Source organism: Kitasatospora sp. NPDC004745 (assembly GCF_042873275.1).
Lineage (GTDB): Bacteria > Actinomycetota > Actinomycetes > Streptomycetales > Streptomycetaceae > Kitasatospora.
This window is the reverse complement of record NZ_JBIALK010000005.1, coordinates 277,900-301,531: the sequence shown is the minus strand read 5'-3', so window position 1 is coordinate 301,531 and position 23,632 is coordinate 277,900. Positions and strand designations below refer to the sequence as shown.

General features: G+C 76.2%; 22 protein-coding genes. 9 read left to right on the top strand and 13 right to left on the bottom strand.

The features are described 5' to 3' along the window. Nucleotides 1–98: 98 nt before the first annotated feature. From ACFYUY_RS12640 to ACFYUY_RS12620, 5 genes are all read right to left on the bottom strand, one after another. Nucleotides 99–1,361: a non-ribosomal peptide synthetase gene (locus ACFYUY_RS12640; protein WP_387900360.1), complete on the bottom strand. Its 1,263-nt coding sequence runs from the start codon at nucleotides 1,359–1,361 to the stop codon at nucleotides 99–101. Nucleotides 1,362–1,400: 39 nt separating this feature from the next. After that, entirely contained in the window at nucleotides 1,401–2,846 is a 1,446-nt protein-coding gene (locus ACFYUY_RS12635) for an MFS transporter (RefSeq protein ID WP_387900358.1), read from the bottom strand. Between the two features lie 454 nt (nucleotides 2,847–3,300). After that, nucleotides 3,301–4,425, bottom strand: coding sequence for a PP2C family protein-serine/threonine phosphatase (locus ACFYUY_RS12630; RefSeq protein ID WP_387900356.1), 1,125 nt, complete (start codon nucleotides 4,423–4,425; stop codon nucleotides 3,301–3,303). 180 nt (nucleotides 4,426–4,605) lie between these two features. Further along, nucleotides 4,606–5,487, bottom strand: coding sequence for a BTAD domain-containing putative transcriptional regulator (locus tag ACFYUY_RS12625; RefSeq protein WP_387900354.1), 882 nt, complete (start codon nucleotides 5,485–5,487; stop codon nucleotides 4,606–4,608). A 275-nt stretch (nucleotides 5,488–5,762) separates the two neighbouring features. Continuing rightward, the gene (locus ACFYUY_RS12620; RefSeq protein WP_360205993.1) at nucleotides 5,763–6,449 is read right to left on the bottom strand and encodes a ScbR family autoregulator-binding transcription factor; all 687 of its coding nucleotides are present in this window, start codon (nucleotides 6,447–6,449) and stop codon (nucleotides 5,763–5,765) included. A 430-nt stretch (nucleotides 6,450–6,879) separates the two neighbouring features. Here ACFYUY_RS12620 and ACFYUY_RS12615 point away from each other — a divergent pair, with 430 nt between their 5' ends. The 3 genes from ACFYUY_RS12615 (at nucleotide 6,880) to ACFYUY_RS12605 (ending at nucleotide 9,421) form a co-directional block, all read left to right on the top strand. After that, a complete protein-coding gene (locus ACFYUY_RS12615; RefSeq protein ID WP_360205996.1) occupies nucleotides 6,880–7,899 on the top strand; it encodes a ScbA/BarX family gamma-butyrolactone biosynthesis protein in 1,020 nt (339 codons plus the stop codon). Between the two features lie 243 nt (nucleotides 7,900–8,142). Further along, complete coding sequence (locus ACFYUY_RS12610) at nucleotides 8,143–8,673, top strand: DUF5959 family protein (protein ID WP_360205999.1); 531 nt, start codon at nucleotides 8,143–8,145, stop codon at nucleotides 8,671–8,673. 82 nt (nucleotides 8,674–8,755) lie between these two features. Beyond that, a complete protein-coding gene (locus ACFYUY_RS12605) occupies nucleotides 8,756–9,421 on the top strand; it encodes a response regulator transcription factor (protein ID WP_360206002.1) in 666 nt (221 codons plus the stop codon). Nucleotides 9,422–9,522: 101 nt separating this feature from the next. Here the strand turns inward: ACFYUY_RS12605 and ACFYUY_RS12600 are convergent, their stop codons facing one another. The 5 genes from ACFYUY_RS12600 to ACFYUY_RS12580 form a co-directional block, all read right to left on the bottom strand. Beyond that, complete coding sequence (locus tag ACFYUY_RS12600) at nucleotides 9,523–10,830, bottom strand: sensor histidine kinase (RefSeq protein WP_387900352.1); 1,308 nt, start codon at nucleotides 10,828–10,830, stop codon at nucleotides 9,523–9,525. Between the two features lie 73 nt (nucleotides 10,831–10,903). Then, the gene (locus ACFYUY_RS12595) at nucleotides 10,904–12,292 is read right to left on the bottom strand and encodes an FtsX-like permease family protein (RefSeq protein ID WP_387900350.1); all 1,389 of its coding nucleotides are present in this window, start codon (nucleotides 12,290–12,292) and stop codon (nucleotides 10,904–10,906) included. Nucleotides 12,293–12,297: 5 nt separating this feature from the next. Then, nucleotides 12,298–13,062, bottom strand: coding sequence for an ABC transporter ATP-binding protein (locus tag ACFYUY_RS12590; RefSeq protein WP_387900482.1), 765 nt, complete (start codon nucleotides 13,060–13,062; stop codon nucleotides 12,298–12,300). A 211-nt stretch (nucleotides 13,063–13,273) separates the two neighbouring features. Further along, nucleotides 13,274–13,792, bottom strand: a complete 519-nt coding sequence (locus ACFYUY_RS12585) for a universal stress protein (RefSeq protein WP_360206011.1) — start codon at nucleotides 13,790–13,792, stop codon at nucleotides 13,274–13,276. A gap of 194 nt (nucleotides 13,793–13,986) precedes the next feature. Beyond that, a complete protein-coding gene (locus ACFYUY_RS12580) occupies nucleotides 13,987–14,622 on the bottom strand; it encodes a TetR family transcriptional regulator (RefSeq protein WP_360206013.1) in 636 nt (211 codons plus the stop codon). Between the two features lie 109 nt (nucleotides 14,623–14,731). On the opposite strand from ACFYUY_RS12580, the gene ACFYUY_RS12575 reads away from it, so the two are divergent. The 6 genes from ACFYUY_RS12575 (at nucleotide 14,732) to ACFYUY_RS12550 (ending at nucleotide 20,169) form a co-directional block, all read left to right on the top strand. Further along, on the top strand, nucleotides 14,732–16,210 hold the full coding sequence (locus tag ACFYUY_RS12575; RefSeq protein ID WP_387900348.1) for an FAD-dependent monooxygenase: 1,479 nt from the start codon (nucleotides 14,732–14,734) through the stop codon (nucleotides 16,208–16,210). 201 nt (nucleotides 16,211–16,411) lie between these two features. Continuing rightward, nucleotides 16,412–17,296 carry a 2-dehydropantoate 2-reductase gene (locus tag ACFYUY_RS12570; protein ID WP_360206018.1) on the top strand — a complete coding sequence of 295 codons (885 nt, stop codon included), beginning with the start codon at nucleotides 16,412–16,414 and terminating at the stop codon, nucleotides 17,294–17,296. 170 nt (nucleotides 17,297–17,466) lie between these two features. Continuing rightward, nucleotides 17,467–17,868, top strand: a complete 402-nt coding sequence (locus ACFYUY_RS12565) for a hypothetical protein (RefSeq protein WP_387900346.1) — start codon at nucleotides 17,467–17,469, stop codon at nucleotides 17,866–17,868. Nucleotides 17,869–17,986: 118 nt separating this feature from the next. Further along, entirely contained in the window at nucleotides 17,987–18,646 is a 660-nt protein-coding gene (locus ACFYUY_RS12560) for a transcriptional regulator (protein ID WP_387900344.1), read from the top strand. Nucleotides 18,647–18,773: 127 nt separating this feature from the next. After that, nucleotides 18,774–19,220: a GFA family protein gene (locus tag ACFYUY_RS12555; protein ID WP_360206024.1), complete on the top strand. Its 447-nt coding sequence runs from the start codon at nucleotides 18,774–18,776 to the stop codon at nucleotides 19,218–19,220. A 328-nt stretch (nucleotides 19,221–19,548) separates the two neighbouring features. Continuing rightward, complete coding sequence (locus ACFYUY_RS12550) at nucleotides 19,549–20,169, top strand: hypothetical protein (RefSeq protein ID WP_387900342.1); 621 nt, start codon at nucleotides 19,549–19,551, stop codon at nucleotides 20,167–20,169. A gap of 75 nt (nucleotides 20,170–20,244) precedes the next feature. Here the strand turns inward: ACFYUY_RS12550 and ACFYUY_RS12545 are convergent, their stop codons facing one another. The 3 genes from ACFYUY_RS12545 to ACFYUY_RS12535 form a co-directional block, all read right to left on the bottom strand. Continuing rightward, nucleotides 20,245–20,799, bottom strand: coding sequence for a hypothetical protein (locus ACFYUY_RS12545; RefSeq protein ID WP_360206030.1), 555 nt, complete (start codon nucleotides 20,797–20,799; stop codon nucleotides 20,245–20,247). Between the two features lie 301 nt (nucleotides 20,800–21,100). Further along, nucleotides 21,101–22,309, bottom strand: coding sequence for an ROK family protein (locus tag ACFYUY_RS12540; protein ID WP_387900340.1), 1,209 nt, complete (start codon nucleotides 22,307–22,309; stop codon nucleotides 21,101–21,103). A 323-nt stretch (nucleotides 22,310–22,632) separates the two neighbouring features. Next, a complete protein-coding gene (locus ACFYUY_RS12535) occupies nucleotides 22,633–23,487 on the bottom strand; it encodes an SDR family oxidoreductase (RefSeq protein WP_387900338.1) in 855 nt (284 codons plus the stop codon). Nucleotides 23,488–23,632: the final 145 nt, after the last annotated feature.

The following is a 23,632-nucleotide window of genomic DNA, read 5'->3' as shown; positions in this document are numbered from 1 at the left end:
CGGGGTCCGGGACGGTCGGGGTCCGTCGGTCGGTGGGCGGCGGCTCTCCGGTCGCGGTCCGTCGGTCGGTGCGCGGCGGGTCTCCGGTCGGGGTCGGGTCAGGCCGCGTGCAGGTGGCGGCGCAGCGTCGCCAGCAGGTCCTCGAAGGCGGCCCGGGCGGTGGCCTCAGGGAACCGTTCGCGGTCCCAGGCGAGCCTCACCAGCAGGTCGTCGCCGTGCGAGGCGGCGACGGCGAGCGGTGCGGCGAGCGGCCGCCCGGCGAGGTGGGTCTCCCGGCCGGGCACCCCGCCGAGCACCAGCGGCGGCCGGCGGTGCAGGTCCTCCAGGGTGAGCATGCCGTCCAGCGCGCCGGTCCAGGGCGCGCCGGCCGTGCGGGCGGCCCGGACCAGCTCGTCGAACGGGGTGTCGGCGTGGTCGAGGTCGTCCCACCAGGCGTCGGCGAGGTCGTCGAGGGCGGCGGCCCCGGGGTCGGCCGGGTGGACGAGGGTGTTGAGGAAGCAGCCCAGCACGGGCGCTGCGCCCGGCGGGCGGCCGCCCCACGGGTAGCCGAGGGCGAGCGGCCCGACCGGGCCGTGCAGCCGGTGCGCGGCGGCCGCAGTGGCGTCCAGCAGCGCGGGGAAGACGGCGCTGCGGGCGGCCCCCTCGGCGGCGGGCAGCCGGTGGCTGAGCATGCCGGTGGTGGGGGCGGCGCCGCCGCCGGCACCGCTCAGGCCGCCGAGCCGGCGGCCCCAGTGGGCCTGCGCGGCCGCCCCGGCGGCGGCGTCCTCGGCCGCCAGCTGGCGTTCGACGGCTTCGCGGTAGCCGTCCAGGGCGGCCCGGTCCGGCGCGGTCGCGGGTGCCTCGTCGCGGGCGTAGGCCTCGGTGAGGTCGGCCGTCAGGATGCCGAGCGACTGCTCGTCGCAGGCCGCGTGGTCGACGGCGACGGCGAGCACCTCCTCCTCGCCGTCCGGCTCCCGGGCCACCAGCAGGCGCAGGGCGGGACCGTCGGCGGGCCAGTCCAGCAGGGCCTCGCGCAGGGCCGAGCGGGCGGTGCCGCCGGGGGCGACGGGGACCGCCCCGGCCGCGGCGGAGGGGCCGCCGACCCGGAGCACGGGCGTGCCGCGGACGGTGGCGAAGCCCCCGCACAGGGCGGGGTGGCGGGCCGCCGTGGCGGCGGCCGCGCGGCCCAGCCGGTCAAGGTCGAGGGTGCCGCGCGGGTAGGCGAAGAACAGCGGGACGACGTCGGGGCGGCCCGCGGCGGCCAGGCGGCGGGTGATCAGGAAGCGCCGTTGGGCGCCGGTGAGCGGGAGGAGGTCCGTCGTGGCGTCGGCGGCGGCGGAGCGGTACCGGGCGAGGTAGGCGGCAGTGATGCTGGCGGGCACGGAACGGTCTCCGGTTTCCGGTGTCGGTTCGGGTCGGGGTCAGGGGGCCGGGCGCGCGGCGGGCTCCTGCTCGGCCGCCCCGGCGGCGGTGGCGGACCCCGTGGTGGTGGCCCCGGTGGTGGCGGCCGGGTCGGCCGCGGTGGTCGCAGCGGCCCCGGTGGCGAGCGCGGCCGCGGTGGCGGCGTCGGCTCCGGTGCTCGGGTCGGCTCCGGTGGCTGCCCCGGTGGTCGCGGCGGCCCCGGTGGTCGGCAGGTCCCGCATGCCGCGCAGCGGTGACAGCAGCAGGGGCACCGGGACGATCAGGAAGCCGGCCGCGCAGAGCCAGAGCGCGGCGCGCGGCCCGGCCGCGTCGGCGACGGCGCCGCCGACCAGGGCACCGAGCGGCAGCGTGCCCCAGACCAGGAAGCGCATGGTGGCGTTCATCCGCCCGAGCAGCTCCGGCGGGCACAGGCTCTGCCGGAAGCTGACCTGGGCGACGTTGTAGGCGACCGCGCCGAACAGCACCACCGCCGAGGCGATGCCGAACAGCAGCACGCCCGCGCCCCGGCCGGACAACGGCCACAGCACCGCGAACGGCGCCGTCACCACGGTGGCCAGCCAGATCAGCCGGGCCTGGCCGACCAGGGCGGCCAGCCGACCCGCGCACAGCGCACCGGCCAGTCCGCCGACGGCGGAGGCCGACAGCAGCACGCCGATGGCACCCGGCGCCAGGTCGAGCACCCGCACCCAGAACACCGTCTGCACGGCGGCCAGGACGGCGCCGAACAGGTTGGACACCGCCGTGGCCGTGGCGATCGCCCGCAGCAGCGGGTGCCCGAGCACGAAGCGGACGCCCTCGGCGACCTCGGCACGCAGCGAGGCGCCCGGATCGGGCTCCGGACGCGGCTCCTCGACCCGGATCCGGGCGAGCAGCAGCGCGGAGGCCAGGTAGCCGACGGCGTCGGCGACGATGGCGATCGACGCGCCGAGCAGTTGGACCAGCCCGCCGCCGAGCCCGGGCCCGACGATCTGGGCCGAGGAGCGGACCGTCTCGATCGCGCCGTTGCCCCCGACCAGCTGCTCGCGCGGCAGCACCGACGGCAGGAAGGACTGGTGGGCGACGTCGAAGAAGACCGTGGCCACCCCGGTGACCAGCGCCACCAGGTAGAGCTGGGCCATGGTCAGCACGCCGAGCGCCGCGGCCGGCGGGATCGAGCCGACGGCCAGGCAGCGCACCACGTCGGCGCGGATCAGCACCGGCAGCTTGCGCATCCGGTCCAGCCAGGCCCCGGCCGGGAGGCCGACCAGCAGGAACGCGGCGGTCTCGGCGGCGGTCAGCAGGCCGACCTCGAAGGGGGTGGCATCGAGCACCACCACCGCGACCAGCGGCAGCGCCACCAGGGTGACCTGACTGCCCGTCTGGGCCGCGGCGGCTCCCGTGAGCAGGAGCCGGAAGTCGCGGTGTCCGAACAGGCGGGTCGGGCTGGGGCTTGGCGTCTCGTTCATCAGTGCGACTCTCGGCCACCCCTTCACCACCGGGCAACCGCCGGGTCCGTTTCCGGACGAACCGGGGATCGGCCGGATCACGCCAGCCCCCCGAGCTCCGCCCACGACCCCGCGGCGGCCCCCGACGAACCCGCCGGACGCCCCGGGCAACCCGTCTGCCAGCAGGAATCCGCCCGGCCGCGGCGCGCCTCGGCCGGGCGGCGGCACGTCCAGACGGGAGTCCGCTATCCGGGCATCGGCATTCCGGCCATCGGACGCCCCCGCTCAACTTGGCCGGATTACGTGAAGCGCTGACCCTCCGTCATCTGATCGTGATACCGGCCGCGCCGCCGCCGGCCGTCAAGGACTACAACCCACCGATTCCGCGGACGGCGCGGTGACCTGCCCGAACACCCCGGCCGGGCGCCGCCGACGGCACGCCCCGCCCGGCACCGCCCGGTCCGTCCGGCGCCGCTCAGTCCGCCCGGCGCCGGGTCACCGCCAGCACCGCCATGTCGTCGTCCCGCGGACCACCCACCCACCGCTCGACATCCGCCACCAGCGCGTCGACGACGCCCTGCGGACCGTCGAACGGACCGAGCGGCCCCAGCCCGTGCATCGGCTCGTAGAACTCCCCCGCCGCGTCCCGGGCCTCGGTCACCCCGTCCGTCACCAGCAGCAGCGTCCGGCCCCGCGGGAACGGCCACGCCTCCGGATCCGGGCGCGCCACGCCCAGCGACCCCATACCCAGCGGCAGCCCCGGGTCCGCGGCGTCCAGTCGGCGCATCGGCTCCCCGCCGCCCAGCAGGTAGGGGCCGGGATGCCCGCAGTCCAGGGTGCGCACGACGTCCCCGCCCGGCGGGAACTCCACCAGCAGCGCGGTGATGAACCCCTCCAGCCGCACCTCCTCCGCCAGCAGGCCGCTCTCCCGCACCAGCGCGCGCTCCAGGCCGTCGGCCAGCGCCGCGAGGTCCGGCGCGCGGTGCGCGTCCTCCCGGAAGGCACCCAGCAGCACCGACACCGCCCCGACCGCCTGCAGCCCCTTGCCCCGCACGTCCGCGATCAGCACCCGCACGCCGAACGCCGTCTCCTGCAGCGCGTAGGCGTCGCCGCCGATCAGCGCCTCGGTCTGGGCGGCGCGGTAGCAGGCCGCGACGGACAGCCGCCCCACCCGGGCCGGGGGCTCCGGCAGCACCGCCCGCTGCGCGGCCTCGGCCACCGAGCGCACCCGCTCCAGGCGTCGCCCGTACCGGTCCACCACGCGGTTCACCCAGACCCCGAGCAGGGCGGCGAACACCGTGTTCGCCAGCTCCAGGTACCCCGCCCGGGTGCCGATCGTCCCGTCCTGCACGCCCAGCACGAGGATGCCGGCCACGTTGGCGGCGCCCACCGCGAGGACGTCCCGCAGCGTCAGCAGCGCGCCGGCCAGTACGGCGGCGGCCGCGAGCATCGGATCGCCCCAGTAGTCGGCCGGGTCGAGCGCGTTCCAGACCAGCCCGGCGAGGATCAGGCACCACGGCGCGAACCGCACGTACGGCGGCCACTGCGCGGACCTCGGGCCCGGGGCCATCGGCGACCTGGCTTCCGTCTCGGCGACCATGCGGACATTCGGAAGATCTCCTTCCGATCGTAGGGCCTGTCCGAGGATTCCCGCCGGGCGTGCCGCACCGGGGCCCGGCCCGTGCGCCGGGCCGGCCGCCGTCCGGGTGACGCCGGGCGGGCGCGGCCGGCGGGGGCGGACGCGACGGGCGGGCCGGGCCCCGGCGCCCGCCGACCCGGGTCAGCCGACCCGGGTGAGCCGGGTGCCCCGGACCGGCGCCGGGTCCGGGGAGGGCACGGGGGCCACGGGGGTGTCGACGGCCGCGGGGCGTTCCTGGTCGGCGCGGTCGGGGCCGGCGAGCAGGATGGAGCGCTGCAGCCGCCGCAGTCCGGCGGAGGGCTCCATGCCCAGTTCCCGGACGAGGGTGTTGCGCAGGCGCTGGTAGGCCTCCAGCGCCTCGCCGCGCCGGCCGGAGCGGTGCAGGGCGATCATGTACTGGCCGTGCAGGCTCTCGTGGGTGCGGTAGCGGTCCACCAGCACGGTCAGTTCGGCGAGCAGCACCCGGTGCCGGCCCAGCCGCAGGTCCGCCTCGATCCGCTGGTCCAGCGCACAGAGCCGGGTCTCCTCCAACCGCTTCGCCTCCACCCCCAGCTGACCGCCGAGCGGGACGTCGGCGAAGGCCGGGCCGCGCCAGTGGCCCAGCGCCTCCGCCAGCTGCCGGGCGGCGAGCGGGAAGTCCCCGCCGTCCATGGCGCGGTAGCCCGTGCCGGCCAGCCGGTCGAACTCCCGGAGGTCGACCCGCCCGCCGTCGCTGTTCAGCCGGTATCCGCCCGGCAGGGTGGTCAGGACGTCCTTGGCGCCCAGCCCCGCCGGGGTGTCGCAACTCCGTTCCAGCGCACGGTCGATGAGGTCGCGCAGCTGGAGCACGTAGGTCTGCACCGTGGTGCGCGCACTGCGCGGCAGCCGGCCGGACCACAGCTCGTCGGCGAGGGCGCGCGCCGGCACGACCTGGTCGGCCCGCAGGGCCAGCAGGGCGAGCACCTGGCGCGGTTTCGGCGCCGACGGCACCACCGACTGCCCACAGACCCGGACCTCCAAGGCCCCCAGCACCCGGATCTCCATGATGACCACCCCTATCCAGACGGATCGGCGACCCCGACGGCCACCGGCCGGCCGGTACTCCGCCGCCGTGCGACCGGCCGGCCGCGGGGGTGGAGCACCCGCCGCACATCCAAAAACAGGACGGGCGGTTTGTCAATACAAAACCGAACGCGCTGTTTGTTTTTGAACGGAGGATCGGCCCCCACAGCACCCGGAGCGGGCGGGGAAGACTGGGGCGCAGAGAGCAGCGGGGTCGCCGGGGCGGCGAGCGGGAGGCGCCGGGGCGGCGGCCGGCCTCAGCCCTCGACGCCCGCACGGGACGAGGCCAGTTCGGCCGCCACCCGCCCGCCGCGGTCCGCCGCCAGGTCGAGGGTGGCCAGCACCCCGGGCACCGCGATGCTCGGCATCAGGTGCTGGTAGAGCGCCGCCACCCGGCGCTCCAGGTCCGCCCGGCCGGACATCTTCTGGGACTGGATCTGCACGCCCGTCCAGGCTCCGGTGACCAGCCAGGCCGTCTCGTCCGGCTGCACGTGCGGCAGCAGCTCGCCCCGCTCGCCCGCCGCCGCCAGCACGGCCTCCGCCCGACTGATCCACCCGGGGGCGGCCCCGCCGCCGAGGTCGCCGAAGTCGTCCTGGCCGAGCGAGAGCCGGGCCCCCGCACTGAGCAGCGGGTCGCGCGGCATCAGGTGCGCCACGACCATGCCGAGGTCGACGAACTCCTGCAGCTTGCAGTGCCGTTCGGGGATCTCGTCACTGCCGAACTGCTCCTCGACGACACCCTGGGCCAGCTCCCGCTTCGACGCGAAGTGGAAGTACACCGCGCCGCGGGTCACGCCCGCGCGGGCGACCACCTCGCCGATGGTCGCCCCCTCGTACCCGTACTCGTCGAAGACCGAGGCCGCCGCCTCCAGGATCAGCCGACGCGTCCGGACCGCCCGTTCCTGCCGCACCACCGCCACCACCCCGCCCGCAACGCTCGGCAAACAAAACCAAACACCCCGTATCTTACCCGCCGGTCAGTCGCCGATCCCTCGAGGCGGAGTCGCGTCCACCACCCCGGGGCGGGGGAAAACCGCGTGGACGGTATGGGACTCCCAGGCGACCGGCGCCACTCCGCGGGAAGGCATAGACGGAGGACACCCCCTCACTTGCGGTCGCCCTTCACCCGGAACACCCTTTCGTGATAATGAACCTGTCACGCGATCCACACCCACTCCCCCGCAGGTCAGGACAGGTGAACCGACCCCCCGGCCGAGGCCTGCGACCACCGGCCGCCACTCCGAGCCACCGCGCGGGCACGCTCGGCCGCCAACGAACCTTCGTTCGGGCGCCTTGAAAACCAAACCGGAAGGTACGTATCTTACGAGCCCTGAGCAGCCCACCCCGCCCGTCACGGCCTTCCGGAGCGCTCCCATGACTCTGCTTGCCTACCGCGCCCCCGCCGACGCCCGCGCCACCGGCGCGACCCCCGGCAGCACGCCCGGCCTCACCGCCGACCCGGCCGCCCCGGCCGGCGAGACCGCCCCGGCACCGCGCCTGACCACGACCGTTGCCAAGGAGTACGTCCACCGGGCCTGCCACGCCGAGGTCTTCCTCACCGGCAGCGAGCAGTTGAACGAGACCACCTTCACGGTCAGCGCACAGTGGCCGCGCGCCCACACCTTCTTCAGTACCCCGGACGGCACCCACCACGACCCGCTCCAGGCCGCTGAAACGATCCGCCAGGCCGGCATCTACCTCGCCCACACCCGGTTCGGCGTGCCCCTCGACCACAAGTTCATGATGTGGAACCTCGACTACACCACCCGCCCGCGCCACCTGTTCATCGGCTCGACGCCCACCGACCTCACCATCGAGGTCAGACTGGTCCCGCGGGCCCGCCGGACCGGCAGCACCGTCGACTTCACCCTCAACACCGTCCTGCGGCGCGGCCCCCAGCTGGCCGCCGCCGGCCACGCCCGGTTCACCACCGTGCCCGACTCCACCTACCGGCGACTGCGCGGCGCCCGCCGCGAGGCCGACCGGGCACCGGCACCCGCCGTCACCACCGAGCCGCTGGCTCCCGGGCGGGTCGGCCGGCTCCGCCCCTGCGACGTCGTGCTGACCCCGGCCGACACCCCCGCGACGTGGCACCTCACCCCCGACCTGCGCCACCCCATCCTCTTCGACCACGCGAACGACCACATCCCCGGCATGGTCCTGCTGGAGGCGGCCCGCCAGGCGGCCAACGCGCTCGTCTCACCGACCACCGTCACCCCGGCCTCCGCCGCCACCACCTACCACCGGTACGCCGAGCACGACGCCCCCACCACGATCACCGCCCGCCACACCCCCGGGCCCGACCGGGACGCCATCACCACGACGGTGAGCGGCTACCAGCACGGCGAGCCGATCTTCACCACGGTCCTGACCGGCCACGCCGACGGGCACTGACCGCCCCCGGCCGGGAGGGGCGCACCGCCCGCCGCGACCGCTCCGTACCCGCCCGACCGGCCCGGCGCCGCCGACGGCCCGCCCGGCCGTCCGTCCCCTCCGGCGCCCCCGACGGCCCGCCCGACCTCCCCGGTCGGACGGGCCGTCGGCGCATCGGGGACGAACCCCCGCCACGGACTGGCACCGGGCGAACGCCTGCGCGAGGATGTCAGCCCTTGGATCCACTGTTACCGGGAGTAGACAGTGCGTGAAGTCGCTTCGCAGCAGAACGAGTTGATCAGACTGGCCGACCGGCCGGGCACCGACGACGCCCCCGGCAGGGAGGGGCGCACCGGCGGCCGGAGCGTACGGGTCCGGGTACTGGGGCGGCACGCCCCCGGCTCGCTGCTCGGCCACGACTGGCTGGACTGCGAGATCACCGTGACCGCCGACGCCGCCCGCGGGCACTTCGTCACACTGGTGACGCGACGTCAACTCCTGGACTGGGAAGCATCACTGGAGCGTCTCGCCCGGGGTGAGGCGGTGCGCTGGCTGGACGAGGAGCACGGGCCGGAGCTGCGCATCGAGCCCGGCCGGCCCGGCGGCGTGTGGGTGACGGTCTCCGACGCCGAGGAGTCCGGCGTCACCCTCCGGGTCGTCCTGTCCCCCGCCCCGGGCTGGCTGGACGAGCAGCACGCCCTGCTGGAGCGCGTCCGGGAGGCCTACCCCTCGGAGGTGGTCGAGGTCGCCCCCGGCGTGCGGGCCTGGCGCGGGCGGCGGGCCGACACACACTGACCGACACGTACTGACCGACCGTCAACCACCGGTGGCGGGGACGGGCGGGCGACGGCCCCCGCCCGCCCCCGATAATGGCGTCATGATCGACAAGCAGCTCCGCGTCGTGCTCGCCGAGGACTCCGTGATCCTCCGGGACGGAATGGTCGAACTCCTCACCGCACGCGGCTGTGCCGTGGTCGCCACCGCCGGGACGGCGCCCGACCTCCTCGCCGCCGTCACCGGGCACCGGCCCGACGTCGCCGTGGTCGACATCCGGATGCCCCCCACCCACACCGACGAGGGCATCCGCGCCGCCGTCGAGATCCGCACGGCCGCGCCCGAGGTCGGCATCCTGGTCTTCTCCCAGCACGTCGAAACCGCGTGGGCGGCCCGGCTGCTCGCCGGTGGAGCCTCCGGCATCGGCTACCTGCTCAAGGAACGCGTCGCCCGCACCTCGGAGTTCGTCTCCGCCCTGCAGCGGGTCGCCGCCGGCGGCACGGCGCTCGACCCGGAGATCGTCAACGGGCTGCTGCACGGCGGGCGGCGCAGCCGGGTGGACACGCTCACGCCGCGCGAGCGCCAGGTGCTGGAACTGATGGCGCAGGGCCACTCCAACCGCTCGATCGCCGGCCTGCTGGTGGTCTCGGAGCGGGCGGTGGAGAAGCACGTGGCCGCCGTGTTCACCAAGTTCGACCTGCCGGCCACCGACGCCGACAACCGCCGGGTCAAGGCCGTCCTGACCTACCTCGCCGAGAGCGGCGGCTGAGGGCGTCCGGCGCGGGGCGTGGTCCGGCACGCGCCACGGGTGCGGGTCCGCCACCGACACGGGTCCGTCACGGATGCGCGTCCGCCACCGCTGCGGGTTCGTCACAGACGGACGGGCAGTTCGGCGGTGACGGTCGTCGGACCGCCCGGCGGGCTGTCCACCCGCAGCACGCCGTCCACCGCCGAGAGCCGCTCCGCGAGGCCGGCCAGCCCCGATCCGGCCGTCGGCGCGGCGCCCCCGCGGCCGTCGTCGTGCACCGACAGCCGGACCCGCCCGCCGGTCGAGCCCGCCGTCAGCTCCGCCGCCGTCGCGCCGCTGTGCTTGGCCACGTTCGTCAGCAGCTCGGCGGCGCAGAAGTAGACGGCCTGTTCGATCGCCGCGTCGGGCCGCTCCCGCAGGTCCAGCCGTACGGCGACCGGCACCGGCGACGTGGCGGTGAGACCGGGCAGCGCCTCCGCGAGGCCGCCGTCCAGCGCCACCGGGTGGATGCCCCGGGTGAGCCTGCGCAGACCGCCGATGGTGTCGTCGGTCTGGCGGCGGGCCCGGTCGACCAGCGTCCGCAACCGGGCGGCGTCCGGCACCCCGGCCCCGGCGGCCCCGGTGATCCCGTCCGGGACGCCGGTGAGGCCGTCACCCGCCGCGCCGGTGCCCGGGGCCGCCGCGCCCAGGGCGTCGTCGGCGAGCGAGAGGGTGATGGCGAGCGCGACCAGCTGGGCCTGGGTGCCGTCGTGCAGGTCACGCTCGAGGCGGCGCAGGCGGTCCGCGTTCTCCGCCAGCAGGGTGGCCCGGGCGGCCCTCAGCTCGCCCACCCGCTGCTGCGAGCGCACCGGGCCGAGCAGCAGCCGGGCCAGACCACGATCGGCGGCGCTCACGCCGCGCAGTGCGGCCGGCACCGCGGCCAGCACCGCGAGCCCGACCGGCGCCGCCGCCACGTCCAGGAGGTCCACCGCCCTCGGCCCCGGTTCCAGCAGCCGCACCCAGAGCGGGAACCCCGTCAGCCAGAGCGCCGCGAGCGGCAGACCGACCACCACCAGGAAGCCGAGCACCCCGAGCGGCAGCCGCAGCAGCAGGTAGAGCAGGGCCCGCCAGGCCACCGGATCGGCCAGCACCGCCCCGCCCCTGGCGAACACCCCGGATCGCCGGGGCCGTGCCCCCGGGGCGGGCACCCGCTCGGCGAGCAGGCGCCCGACCAGCCGCCGGTGCAGCCCGCCCAGCCCGCGCGCGCCGAGCAGCGCCACGACCACGAACGGCAGCCCGACCACGGTGAGCGAGAGCAGCGCGCCCGCGTAGAGGACGGCGACGGCGTACACCCCGCCCAGCACCCCGATCGGCAGCCCGAGCAGCGCGAACGCCACGTCCCCGCCCCGCGCCGACAGGTACCGCCGTCGTTCGGCCACCAGCCACCTCACCGCGCCTCACCACTCCTCACCGCTTCCTCGGCCCACCATCGGCGAGCCGACCCGCCTCGCCGCCCGCCGGCGCTCACTCCCGCTCACCGCCGACCGCCTCCGGCACCCGGCCGCCGACGGCGCGCAGGCCGGTGCCCAGGATCCCCGGGACGGTCAGCGCCGCCGCGCCCGCAAGGACCCAGACGCAGGCCGCGACCGGGACCGCCGGCACCACCGAGCCGGTGACCGACCGGGCGAAGGCGCCCGCGGCGGTGGCCGCCACCGCCGAGCCGAGCAGCACGCCCACCGCGGTGGTCAGGACCGCCTCGACGGCCAGCATCCGCAGCAGCTGGCGCCTGGTCGCCCCGACCAGCCGCAGCAGCGCGAACTCGCGGCGCCGGTCGGCCGTCAGCGCGACCAGCGTGTTGACGGTCGACACCGCGGCGAAGCAGACCAGCATGCCCAGTTCCGCCCCGCGCAGCCAGACGTCCGTGGCCCGGGTGACGCCGGTGGCGATCCCGGCCGCCCCGGCCGCCCGCTCCGCGGTGCTCGTCATGATCAGCATGGTGCCCGACAGCCCGACCAGGAGCGCGACCGGCACCACCGCGGAGGACGACCGGGCCGCGTAGCCGCGCAGGTTGGCGTCGGCCAGCCAGCCCACCCGCGGGGCGAGCACCCGCACCGGCGCCCCGAGCACGGTGGCCAGGACCCGGGCGGCGAGCGGCCCGAGCAGGGCCAGCCCGACGAGCAGCACCAGCGCGCCGAGCATCGTCGCCTGCCCCGCCTTGTCCACCTCCCCGGGGGCCCTGGTGGCCGCGAGCCTCAGCAGCAGCGCCCCGCCCGCGAGCACGGCCACCCCGGCGAACAGCCGCAGCACGCCCGTCCGCCGCTGCCCGGCCGTGTCGGCGGTCAGCGCCGCGGCCGGGGTGGGGCGGGTGATCCGCCGGGCCCCGAGCGCGGTGGCGGCCAGGCCGACCAGCAGCGCGACGCCCAGCGCGACCGCCATCGCGACCGGCGCGCCGGGGATCCGCAGGCCGGGTGCGGCCATCCCGCGCCGCTGGAGTGCGCCGAGGAAGCCCCGCGCGGCGAGGGCGCCGACCGCCCACCCGGGTGCCGCGACCAGCAGGACCGTCGCCGTGACCTGCGCCCGCAGCAGCCGGCGCACCTGCCGCGGAGTGGCCGCGACGGTGCGCAGCAGGGCGAGGTCGCGGAACTGCTGACGGACGGTGAAGCCCAGCGCGTTGACCACGACGAACAGGGCGACCAGCACGGCGATCTCGCCGAACGCCCCGGCGATCAGCATCACGCCCGGGCCGTCGACGGGTGTCCGGGAGACCGCGGGCGGGGCGGCGGCCTGTGCGGCGACCAGCGAGCCGAACAGCGTCAGGGTGGCCACCGCCAGCAGCAGTGCCACCGCCAGCCCGACGAACGAGGCCGGCCGGCGCCGGATCTGACCGACGGCCAGGGGCAGGACGGTACCCATCGCGCTCACCCGCCCAGCCGGGCGAGCCGCTCGGCGACCCGTCCGGGGCTCGGCCGGTCGAGTTCGTCGACGAGCAGTCCGTCGGCCAGCAGCAGCACCCGGTCCGCGTAGCCGGCGGCCACCGGGTCGTGGGTGACCATCACGCAGGTGCGCCCGTCCTCGTCCACGCCGGCGCGCAGCAGGTCGAGGACGTCGTGGCCGGTCGCCCGGTCGAGCGCGCCGGTGGGCTCGTCCGCGAACAGCACGGCGGGGCGGGTGACCAGGGCCCGGGCGATCGCGACCCGCTGCTGCTGCCCGCCGGAGAGCTGCCCGGGCCGGTGCCGTTCGCGCCCGGCCAGCCCCACCCGGGCGAGCGCCTCCAGCACCCGGGCCCGCTCCGGCGGGGCCCCGGCGAGCCGCCCGGGCAGTGCCACGTTCTGCGCGACGGTCATCGCGGGCATCAGGTTGAAGGCCTGGAACACGAAGCCGACCCGGGTGCGGCGCAGCGCGGCGAGCCGCCGCTCGGGGAGCCCCGACACCTCCGTCGCACCCCACCGGACGGTGCCCCGGGTGGGGCGGTCCATGCCGGCGAGGCAGTGCAGCAGGGTCGTCTTGCCGGAGCCGGAGGGGCCCATCACGGCCGTGAACGTGCCCGGCGCGAAGGCCACCGTGACCCCGCGCAGCGCCCTCACCGCGGCCGCGCCGCGGCCGTACTCCCGGTGCAGCCCCTCACCGCTCAGTGCCGCGTCCGCGGCCTCGTCCCGTGCCGCCCCGACGGCGGCTGTCGTCATTCCGTTCATGCCCTTCATCCTGGGCATTCGGGGCGGGGGGATCGATGGGGCCGACCCCCGGATCCGGGGTTCGGGAAACCGAACCCCGGGTGGCCCTGGCGGCTCCGGGCGGTGCCGCGCGCGGCGCCTCGGGCGCCTCGGGCCGCGGGTCCGCGGTCCCGGCTCGGGCCGTGGGTCGGGCCGCGGCTCGGACCGGGCCTCGGGCCGTGCCTCAGGCCGCGATGAGCTCGCGCAGGTCGATGCCGCGGTGCAGGGCGCGCAGGTCGGCGTGGAGCGTGGACGGCGGCACGGCGAGCACGCTGCAGCGCGCCCTGCTCAGGCAGTGGCGGGTGACCGATCCGCGCAGCAGCCGGCGCAGCGTGCCCCGAGCGGCGCCCTGCCGGCCGGTGCTGATCACCAGCAGGTCGTCCGGGCGGTCGGCGAGCGCGGTCAGGGTCGGGCCGGCCTCGCCGCGCAGCACCAGCGGCTCCACCCGGACGCCGACCGGCAGGCCGCCGAAGGCCTGGTCGAGCGCGCGGTCCAGGCGGGTACGGGCCGCCTCCTCCCAGGCGCGCAGCAGCGGCGGGCACGGCTGGGCGCGGTAGTTGCGCTCGCCACCGACCGGGGTCCAGGCGAACACCGGGACGAGGACGGCCTGCCGGGCCCTGGCCTCCTCCGCCGCGCGGTGCAGGGCGGTGAGGCTGTGCAGCGAGCCGCTGACTCCGACGATGACGCGTGCGCCGTCCGACATGATCCTTCGCTTTCAGGTGTCCAACTCAGCCAATGTCTGCGAATAGATTGGCACACTTCACATGCAGCCTGCAAATCCAAGGCCGATGACGTTTTCGACCTTGCATCGCTCGCAGTGGCGACCCGCTCCTCCCCCGGATCCCCGGAACCGGGCCCGGGAGCCGGACCCCGGGCCCCGCACCCCGCGGACCGGACTCAGAAGCCGCGAACGGCCGCACCCCCGCGCAGCAGGGCGAACGCCTCGACCGTCTCCGCGACGGCCACCCGGCCGACCTCTTCGACGCCCTCCCCCGCCGCGAGCCGGGACCAGGCCGCGTGGGCCAGCACCTGGCGGACCGCCGAGTACTGGGCGGCGACCAGCCGGGCGGCCGTGCTCCCGTCCGGGTCCAGCGCCTCGGCGAGCGCGCGGGTGTCGGCGGCGACGTAGTCGAGCAGCGCCGCGGAGAGGCTCGGCGTCTCGTAGACCAGGCGGAGGAAGGCGAGCACCTCGGGGTGGTCGGTCAGCCCGGTGTTGGGGTCGCGGGCCGCGAGGCCGTCCAGGTGGTGGCGCTCCAGTGCCTCCAGTGGGCTGAGGCCGGCCGCGCGGTCGCGCACGACCCGGCCGGCCTCGCCGAGGTGGTCGGCGAAGCGGTGCAGGACCAGCTCCTCCTTGCTCCCGAAGTAGCGGAAGAGGGTGGGCTTGGACACCTCGGCGGCGGCGGCGATCTCGGCCACCGAGACCTGGTCGAAGCCCCGCTCCAGGAACAGGGCGATGGCGACCTCGGCGATGGCGCGCCGGGTGCGCTGCTTCTTGAGGGCCCGCAGGCCCGTCTCGGACTCGCTCGTACTCATGCGCCGATCATAACCGGGAAACGTTTGTTACTCGGTTGCTTTTGTTACTCGGTTGCTGTTCCATGGAGTCCATCGACGGAGCACAGCGACGACCGGAGGACGAACAGACATGACCACCGTGCTGATCGTGGGAGCGGGGCCGACCGGACTGACGCTGGCGTGCGGGCTGGCGCGCCAGGGAGTCGCGGTCCGGGTGATCGAGAAGGCCGACGCGTTCCACACCGGCTCGCGCGGCAAGACGCTCAACCCCCGCAGCATCGAGGTCCTCGCCGACCTCGGCCTGGGCGAGCGGCTGGCCGCCGCGGGCCGCACCCACCTGCCGTTCCGCAAGTACTACGCCGGCGAGTTCGTCAACGAGACCGAGCCCTTCGCCGACGCGGGGCCCACCGCCGCCGTCCCCCACCCGGCGAGCATCTGGCTGCCGCAGACCCGGGTCGAGCGCCTGCTGCGCGAGCGGCTGGCCGAACTCGGCGGGGCGGTCGAGCTCGGCACCGAGCTCGTCGACCTGAGCCAGGACGACGGCGGCGTGCGGGCGCGCCTCGCGGACGGCCGGACGATCGCCGCCGAGTACCTGGTCGCCTGCGACGGGGGCCGCTCCACCGTGCGCAAGCTGCTCGGCACGGCCTTCATCGGCGTCGGCGACCCGGAGCCGATGATGGTCTGCGGCGACGTCGAGGTCGACGGCCTGGAGGGGGGCGCCTGGCACCAGTGGTTCGGGCCGCAGGGCGTGTTCATGCTCTGCCCCTTCGAGGGCACCCGGCGCTGGCAGCTGCAGTCCAGCCCCGAGACGGACGCCGAGGGCCGGGCGATCGCCCCGTCCCTGGAGAGCTTCCAGCGGCTGGCCGCCCTGCACACCGGCCGCGCGGACCTCAAGCTCTCCGACGCCACCTGGCTCTCCACCTGGCGGGTCAACGTCCGCAGGGCCGAGAGCTACCGCACCGGCCGGGTCTTCCTCGCCGGCGACTGCGCCCACGTCCACCCCACCGCGGGCGGGCTCGGCATGAACACCGGCATCCAGGACGCCTGGAACCTCGCCTGGAAGCTCGGGTACGTGCTGCGCGGCCTGGCCGCCCCGGCCCTGCTGGACACCTACCAGGAGGAACGGCTGCCGATAGCCGCCTGGACGCTGGAGGTCAGCACCGCCGGCATGGACGCCGTCTCCGAGGGGATCAACACCCCCGGCATCGGCGTCGAGGCGGGCCGGGTGGGCGACTTCACCGGTCTCTCCCTCGGCTACCCGTGGAGCCGGCTCGCCGTCGACCGCCTCGCGGGCCCGGTGCGCGCCGGCGACCGGGCGCCCGACGCGGTCTGCACCGGCCCCGACGGCCGGCCGGGCCGCCTCTTCGACCACTTCGCCGGCGACCACTTCACCCTGCTCGGCTTCGGCGCGGCCGCCGCCCCCGCCCTCACCGGCCTGCCCGACCACGTGCGACCGGTCCTGCTCGACGACCCGGACGGCACCACCCGCCGGGACTACGGGATCACCGGCGACGCCCTCGTCCTCGTCCGGCCCGACAACCACATCGCGCTCACGGCCCCGGCCGACGCCCGCGAGGAGGTCCTCGACTACCTCGCGGCCCTGCGGTAGGCCCCGGCGGCCCGCGGGACACCGCAGCGCGGGGGAAGGGACGCCACGGAGCGGGACGTCGGCCGGGCCGACCTCCTGCTCCGGCGCCGCGGACCCGGAGGAAGGCCCCGGACCAGCCCGGGGGATCATGGTCCGGTGAGCCCGTCCCTCCGGCCGGCCGCGGCCGGCCGGCGATCCGACCCCACGCCCCAGGAGCTCGACATGACGACCACCCCCACGACCCCGCCGCTGCGCACCGCCGTCCTCGGACCGGGCGGTGTCGGCGGCCTGCTGGCCGGCCTGCTCGCACGGGACGGCCACCGGGTCGTCTGCCTCGCCGGCGAGGCGACCGCCACCGTGCTGCAGCGGGACGGACTGCACGTCCGCAGCGGGCGGTTCGGCACGTTCACCGCCCAGGTCGAGGCCGCCACCGAGCTGCGCGAGCCCGTCGACGCCCTGTTCGTGACCGTCAAGGAGACCGCGCTGGAGGCCGCGCTCGACCGGGTGCCGGCGCAGGTGCTCGGCGACGCCGTCGTGGTGCCCCTGCTCAACGGGCTGGAACACGTCGAGGTGCTGCGCCGGCGCTACCCGGACGGGCGGGTCGTGGCCGGCACGATCCGGATCGAGGCCACCCGGACCGCCCCCGGCCGGATCGAGCACAGCAGCCCCTTCGCCGCCGTCGAACTCGGCGCTCCCGTCACCGGGTTGGCCGAGCAGCTACGGCACACCGGCCTCGACGTCACGCTCCGCGAGGACGAGACGGCGATGCTCTGGAGCAAGCTCTCCTTCCTCGCCCCGTTCGCCCTGCTCACCACCCGGCACGCCGCCGAGATCGGCGTGGTCCGCACCGAGCACCGGGGCGAACTCGCCGCCGCCGTCACGGAGATCGCCGCCGTCTCCGCCGCGGCCGGCGCACCGGTCGACGCCGACGCCCTGCTCTCCGCCTTCGACCGGGTGCCCGGGCCGATGAAGTCCTCGATGCAGCGGGACGCGGAGGCCGGCCGACCGATCGAGCTGGACGCCGTCGGCGGCGCCGTCCTGCGGGCCGCCGCCGCGCACGGGGTCGCGACCCCGACCCTCACCCGACTGGTCCGCGAACTCTCCTGACCCACCCTCCCGTGCACCACCATCCCGTGAACCACCCTCCCGACCAGCAGAAATGACGATCCATCAGTTCGTCGACCGTGCCGACGGTCAAGGTTCACCCATGATTCACCCGCCGGGGCGGAACCGCCGGCCGCCGATCCGGCGTTGATCCCGGCGGGAGGGATACAGACATGACAAGGAAACCGTACCGAATGGCCGCCGCCGCGCTCGCGCTGCTGGCCGCCGCCCCGCTGCTCAGCGCCTGCAAGGACGTCGACCAGGCGCTCGACTGCGGATCACGGGCCGTCAGCCTGGCCGGAGACGTCCAGGACCTCGCGTCCTCGGCCGTCAACGTCGGGCAGCTCAGCGACCAGGAGCGCCGCAAGCACACCGCCGACGCGCTGAAGAAGGTCGGCGACGACATCAGGAACCTGCGCGACCACAACAGCGGGGACAAGATCGACAAGGCCACCGACAAGCTGACCAAGGCCGTCGACAACGCCCAGAACGCCGTCTCCAACGGCAAGGTGCCCGACCTCGGGGCGATCACCGACGCCGCCGGCGACGTGACCAAGGCCTGCGCCGGCTCCTGACCGACCCACCGGGGCGGGCGGACGACCACCTCCGCCCGCCCCGGCCTGTCGCCACGGCGGGCACCCCGCCGCACGGTAGGAATGGGCACCGGACCCGCACCGCACCCCGGAGGCACCGGTGAACGACCCGATCCGCGACCGGATCAGTGACCTGCGCGCCGAGCTGGCCCCCGGCGACGCGGCCCCCGCACTCGTCACGGCACTCGCCGACGGCACCGCCCCGCTCGGCGCCCTGGCCGAACTCGCCGCCCAGCAGCAGCGGATCATCACCTCGGACCGGCGCAGCCTGCTGCTCCTCGCCACCCGGTGCGCCGACCGCCCGCTCGGCGCCTGGTTCGCCACCCTCGCCGAGGGCGAGAGCGCCGCCCTGCGCACCCTGCCCGACCTCGCCGCCGCCTGCGGCCTCGCGCCCGCGGAACTCCCGGCCCGCCCCCCACTGGCCGGCTGCCAGGCCTACCCGGCCTACCTCGCCTGGCTCGCCCTGAACGGCGATCCCGCCGCCACGGCCACCGCGCTGGTCGCCAACTTCGCCGCCTGGGGCGGCTACTGCGCCACCGTCGCCCGGGCACTGCGGCGCCACTACGGCTTCTCCGACCAGGCCTGCGCCTTCTTCGACTTCTTCGCCCAGCCCGCCACCGCACTGGAGCAGCAGGCCGCCGAAGCCCTCGGTCCGGACGCACTGGACCAGCCGGCCCTCGCCGCGGCCCGCGAGCACGCCCTGCTCCTCCAGGCCTACGAGCACCTGTTCTGGGACACCCTCGACCGGCCCAGACCGTAGGGCACTCCGCCGCGGCCGACGACCGGTCCGGTCCCCGCCGCCGAACCCGGCGCCCACGCGCCCCGACCGGGCGTCCGGACCCGCCGGCAGCCGGACGCACCCCACTGACCACTCCGGAGGAACCCCCGTGCCCCACCTCCCCGTTCACCCCGCCCGCACCCAGCGCCGTTCCGGCGGCTGCCTGTGCGGAGCGATCCGGTTCACCGTGACCGGCGAGCCCGAAGACCCGCACATCTGCGGCTGCGCCCACTGTTCCCACCGGGCCGGGAGCCCGTTCCAGTGGTGGACCGGCTTCCCGCTGGCCGGCCTGTCCTGGACTGGCGACCACGGCGAGCCCACCTGGTACGACACCCACGCCGGAAGGACCAGGCGCGGCTTCTGCCCCGTCTGCGGCAGCCACATCGCCGCTCTCGACCACGGCGACACCGCCCTCGTCGGCATCCTCGTCACCGCACTCGACGGCTACCGGGGCGACCCCGCCCACGTCCCGCTCAACCCGAACCGCCTGCCCGAAGCCGCCCCCTGGCTCGCGCCCGCCACACACCGCACCGGCGACCCGTCGACGTCCGTCTGATCCTGCGCCGGGGGGCGCTCGCCCAGGCTCTGAACGGCGATGGGCTTGGACGCTTCGGTGCTGCTGATGCCGATGGCCGAGTTCGTCCCGCCCGACGGGCGAGCAGCTCGGCGGCTTCCCGAGGGTGTTCACCCACCTCGCGCCGATCAGCGCCGCCCTCGACCTCGACCGCGCGCCGGGCAGACCCGGCATCGCCGTACTCGGTGGGACCACCGCCGCCTGCGGCCGGGTCGGCGCCGACGGCCGGCTGGGTCGTGATCCGGCGTGTGAGCGGCGGGGACCGCGCCGGATGCGGGAGCCGGGCGCCGCCGTGGGAGAGCATGCCGTCATGGACATCGAATCGCTTGTACGCACCCGCCGTGCCCTGCACGCGGTCGCGGAGCTGGTCCTCGCCGGACCGCAGTTCCGGACCAGTGGCACGATCAGGCTGCGCGCCTCCCTCGGAGGTTTCGCCACCCGGGCCGAGCCGAAGGTCCAGGTCGTCGGCGCGGATCTGGTGGCGCCCGGGCAGCGCCTGTTCCTCGAGCGGACCACGTGCGCCGCGCTGGCGGCTGCGATCGGGGTCACGGCCGGTGCACCCGCGGGGCTCTACCAGGACGGATCCGGTGTCGGCCCCGAGGACGTGATCGAGGCCGATCCGCAGTCGGCGCACCGGATCGCGCAGGGTTTCGCGGTCGGCGACGCCGCGCTGCGCCGGATGTTTCCCGGGGCGGATCCGGTGATCTGGCCCGAGCACTTCGACATCGGCGTGACGGTGGACGCGGTCAACTACGGGGTCTCCCCGGGCGACGGCTTCCAGGCGGAGCCGTACGCCTACGTCGGCCCGCACACCCGGCAGCAGGGGAAGTACTGGAACGCGCCGTTCGGCGCGGTGGCCACGATCCGCGAACTCGGCGGCGTGGACGACGTGTTGGCCTTCTTCGAGCAGGGCCGCCGGTCGGTCGTCTGATCGCCGCTGCCGGCCGTAGGCCCGGGGCGGGCGGAGGGTGGTGGGGGCCGGGCGAGGACCCGGCCCCCGGCAGGCTCAGGCCTGCCAGTGCGGCTTGCCGCTCACCATCCGGCAGTAGATCATCCGGCCGTTGGCGTCATGGGTGCTCCGACCGAGGTCGGCCTCGCGGCAGAACTGCCCCGCCGCGTAGCAGTTCCCGGCGTTCGAGCGGATCTCGCACCCGGTGGCGCCGGCCGCGGAGGTCTGCTGCGGCTCCGGGTCCGTCGGCGGCTGCGCCGTGGTGACCTTCGGCTGCGGTGCCTTGGGCGCGGGCGCCGAGGCGTGGACGCTGGGCACGGCCGACGGCGGGGCGGCGGTCCTGGTCGGGGCCGGGTCCGGCGCGGTCGGGGCGGCACTGGTCGGGGGCGCGACGGGCGGCACCGCCGCGGGGGTCGTCGGCGCGGCGGGCGGCGTGGCCGGGGCGGCGGGCGGCGTGGTCGCCGTGGTCACGGCGGCCTTCGGCGAGGGCGGCGCGGTGGTGCCGTCGGTGGCCGACGGGTCGCAACCCGTCAACGCCAGGCCGACGGTGAGGACGAGTCCGGCGAATCCGGCCAGGCCGGCGCGCCGGCGCCCGGATATGCGTGAGGGCATGGGTGGAGCACGCTCCGTTCCGTTGGGATGAGGTGCGTGATTCAAGCAGAGCCCGCACACCTCCTGCGCACGGATCCTCCACTCGTTGGCAGATCGAGATGTTCCCGCTACCCGGCGTCACCGCCCCGGGGCCACCGTCACCCTGCGCCTCCGCGGCGACCGCGCCCACCAGCGCCCACCGTCCGGCCCGCCGTCACCCCCGTCCGATCCGCCGTCACCACCCCCGGGACGGCCAGGTCGGCCCCTCGGCCAGGTCCGCCCCTACGACGGGCCGGTCCCTACGGCAGGTCCACCCCTCCCCCTACGGCAGGCCGGACGTGCGGCGTTCGAACACCTCGGGGCGGGCCGTCTCCAGGGCGGTCGCGACGGCGCCCAGGAGCACCGCCTCGTCCCCGAGCAGGCTGGGCGCGAGCGTCGGACGCATCGGGGTGATCCGGTGCAGGGCGCGTTCCAGCGGCTCCAGGAGGAGGTCGGCGCTGCTGCCGATGCCCCCGCCGAGGACGACCAGGTCGGGGTCCAGCACGGCGGACAGCACGGCCACGGCGTAGGCGAGTTGCCCGGCCTCGTGGTCGACCGCCCGCAGCGCCGCCGGGTCGCCGGCCCGGGCCAGCTCGAACACCTGCTTGGCGGTGCGCGCGCCGTCCAGCCCGAGCTCCGTGGCGGTGCGCACCACGGCGTCGGCGGCGGCCTGCTGCTCGATCGTCGCGGCGGGTTCGCCGGACCGCTCGGGCAGCGGCACCAGGCCGATCTCGCCCAGGGCGCCGTGCGCGCCGAGCAGCGGCTCGCCGTCCTTGACGACGCCCACGCCGAGGCCGGTGCCGACCAGCAGGTAGGCGAACATCCGGCTGCCCCGGCCGGCGCCCAGGGTGTACTCGCCGAGCGCGGCGAGGTTGGCGTCGTTGGCGACGGTGACGGCCGCGCCGAGGCCCTCCCCGATCCGGTCGAACAGCCCCGGTCGGCCCCACCCGGGCAGGCTGGTGGCGTAGCGGACGCCGCGCCGCTGCTCGTCCCACACGCCGGGGGTGCCGATCACCGCGTGCACGATGTCGGCGGGGTCCAGCCCCGCCTCGGCGGTGGCGTCGTGGGCGGCGGCGACCACGGCGTCGGCGACGGCGTTCGCCGAGCGGCCGCGGTTGGCGACGTCCCGGCGGGCGACGACCGTCCCGGCGAGGTCGGCGACGGCGACCCTGAGCCGGGCCCGGCCGATGTCGACGCCGAGCACGTGCCCGGCGGTCGGGTCGACCTCGTACAGCACCGCGGTGCGGCCGCGCTCGGGGGCCAGGCGGCCGGCCTCGCGGACCAGTCCGGCCAGTTCCAGGGTGGCCAGGGCGGCGGACACGGTGGGCTTGGACAGCCCGGTGTCCCGGGCGAGTTGGGCGCGGGAGGAGCCTCCTCCGGTGCGCAGCAGTTCGAGCAGCAGCCACTCGTTGTTGCTGCGCAGCCGCTGCCGGTTCCACGGCACCGCCGGGGCCCCGGCCGCCGGGCGGTGGGTCGGCAGGTGGCGGCTCATCGGTTCCTCCGGGGTGAACGGACCGGCGGGTGGGCCGGACTGCGGGTGGGGCGGGCGGGGCCGCGCCTGGCACCGCCCCCGGCGCCCGGTGTCGGGAGCCGCCGCCCAAGTATGACCGGTGATCATTCCGTTCTCGCCCCGGATACCGGACGTCGCCCGCCGCGGGCCCGGCGGCCGGACGGGCGCGACGACGCGCGACCCGGTCCGACCGCGCCCGGCCGGGCCGGCCCCGCACCCGCCACGGAAGCGCCTGCCGCCGGGCCGGGCCCCGCCCGCCACGGCCGGGCGGCCGACCGGCCCGGCTCCACCGTCCCGGCCGGCCGTCAGGCCACCCAGCCGCCCGTCATCGTCTGCACCGCCGAGCCGTCCAGGTCGGCGAGCTTGGCACCCACGAAGGCGCGGGCCCGCTCGGAGGTCTGCACCCGCGCCGGCGGCCGCTCGGCGGTCAGCGCGGCGACGATCGGCTCGGCCGCCTCCTCCGGGGTCTGGGCCTGGCCGAAGGCCTTCATGGTCCGGTCGACGTACGCCTGCAGGGCCGGGGCGTACGGACCGGCCGCGGCGAGCAGTGCGGGCAGGTCGATGGCCTGGTTGCCGATGAACTCGCTGGCCACCGCGCCCGGTTCGACGACGGTGACGTGCACGCCGACGGTCGCGGCGACGGGGGCGAGCGCCTCCATGAAGCCCTCGACGGCGAACTTGGCCGCGCAGTACGCCTCGTTGAAGGGCTGCCCGACCACGCCGCCGACGCTGGTCACGGTGATCACCCGGCCGCCGGTGGCCCGCAGGTGCGGCAGGGCGGCCCGGGTGACCTCGACGACGCCGAAGAAGTTCACCTCCATGGTGGACCGCACGGGCGCCATGCCGTCCTGCTCGATGGTGCCGACGTATCCGGCGCCCGCGTTGTTGACCACCGCGTCCAGCCGGCCGTGCCGGGCGAGGACGGTCTCCAGGCAGGTGGCGACGGACGCCGGGTCGGTGACGTCCAGCCGCTCGATCTCGATCCGCTCGCCGACGCCGGCCTCGACGGCGGCGTGGCGCAGCGCCTCGGCCCGCGCGGTGTCGCGCATGGTGGCGACGACGCCGTAGCCGGCCCGGGCGGCGGCCACGGCGGCGGCGAGGCCGATCCCGGAGGAGGTGCCGGTGATGAGGACGATCGGGGTGGCGGCGGCGGTGTCCATGCGGGTCTCTCCTCGGGCGGCCCGGGGTGCGTCGCCCCAGGCAGGGATGTGTGCGTGTGCACACACTCTACATTTGTGTGCGCGCACACGCAAACACCTGTGCCGCCCCCTACCGCGACGGCCCCGGACGGTCAAGGTTTCACCC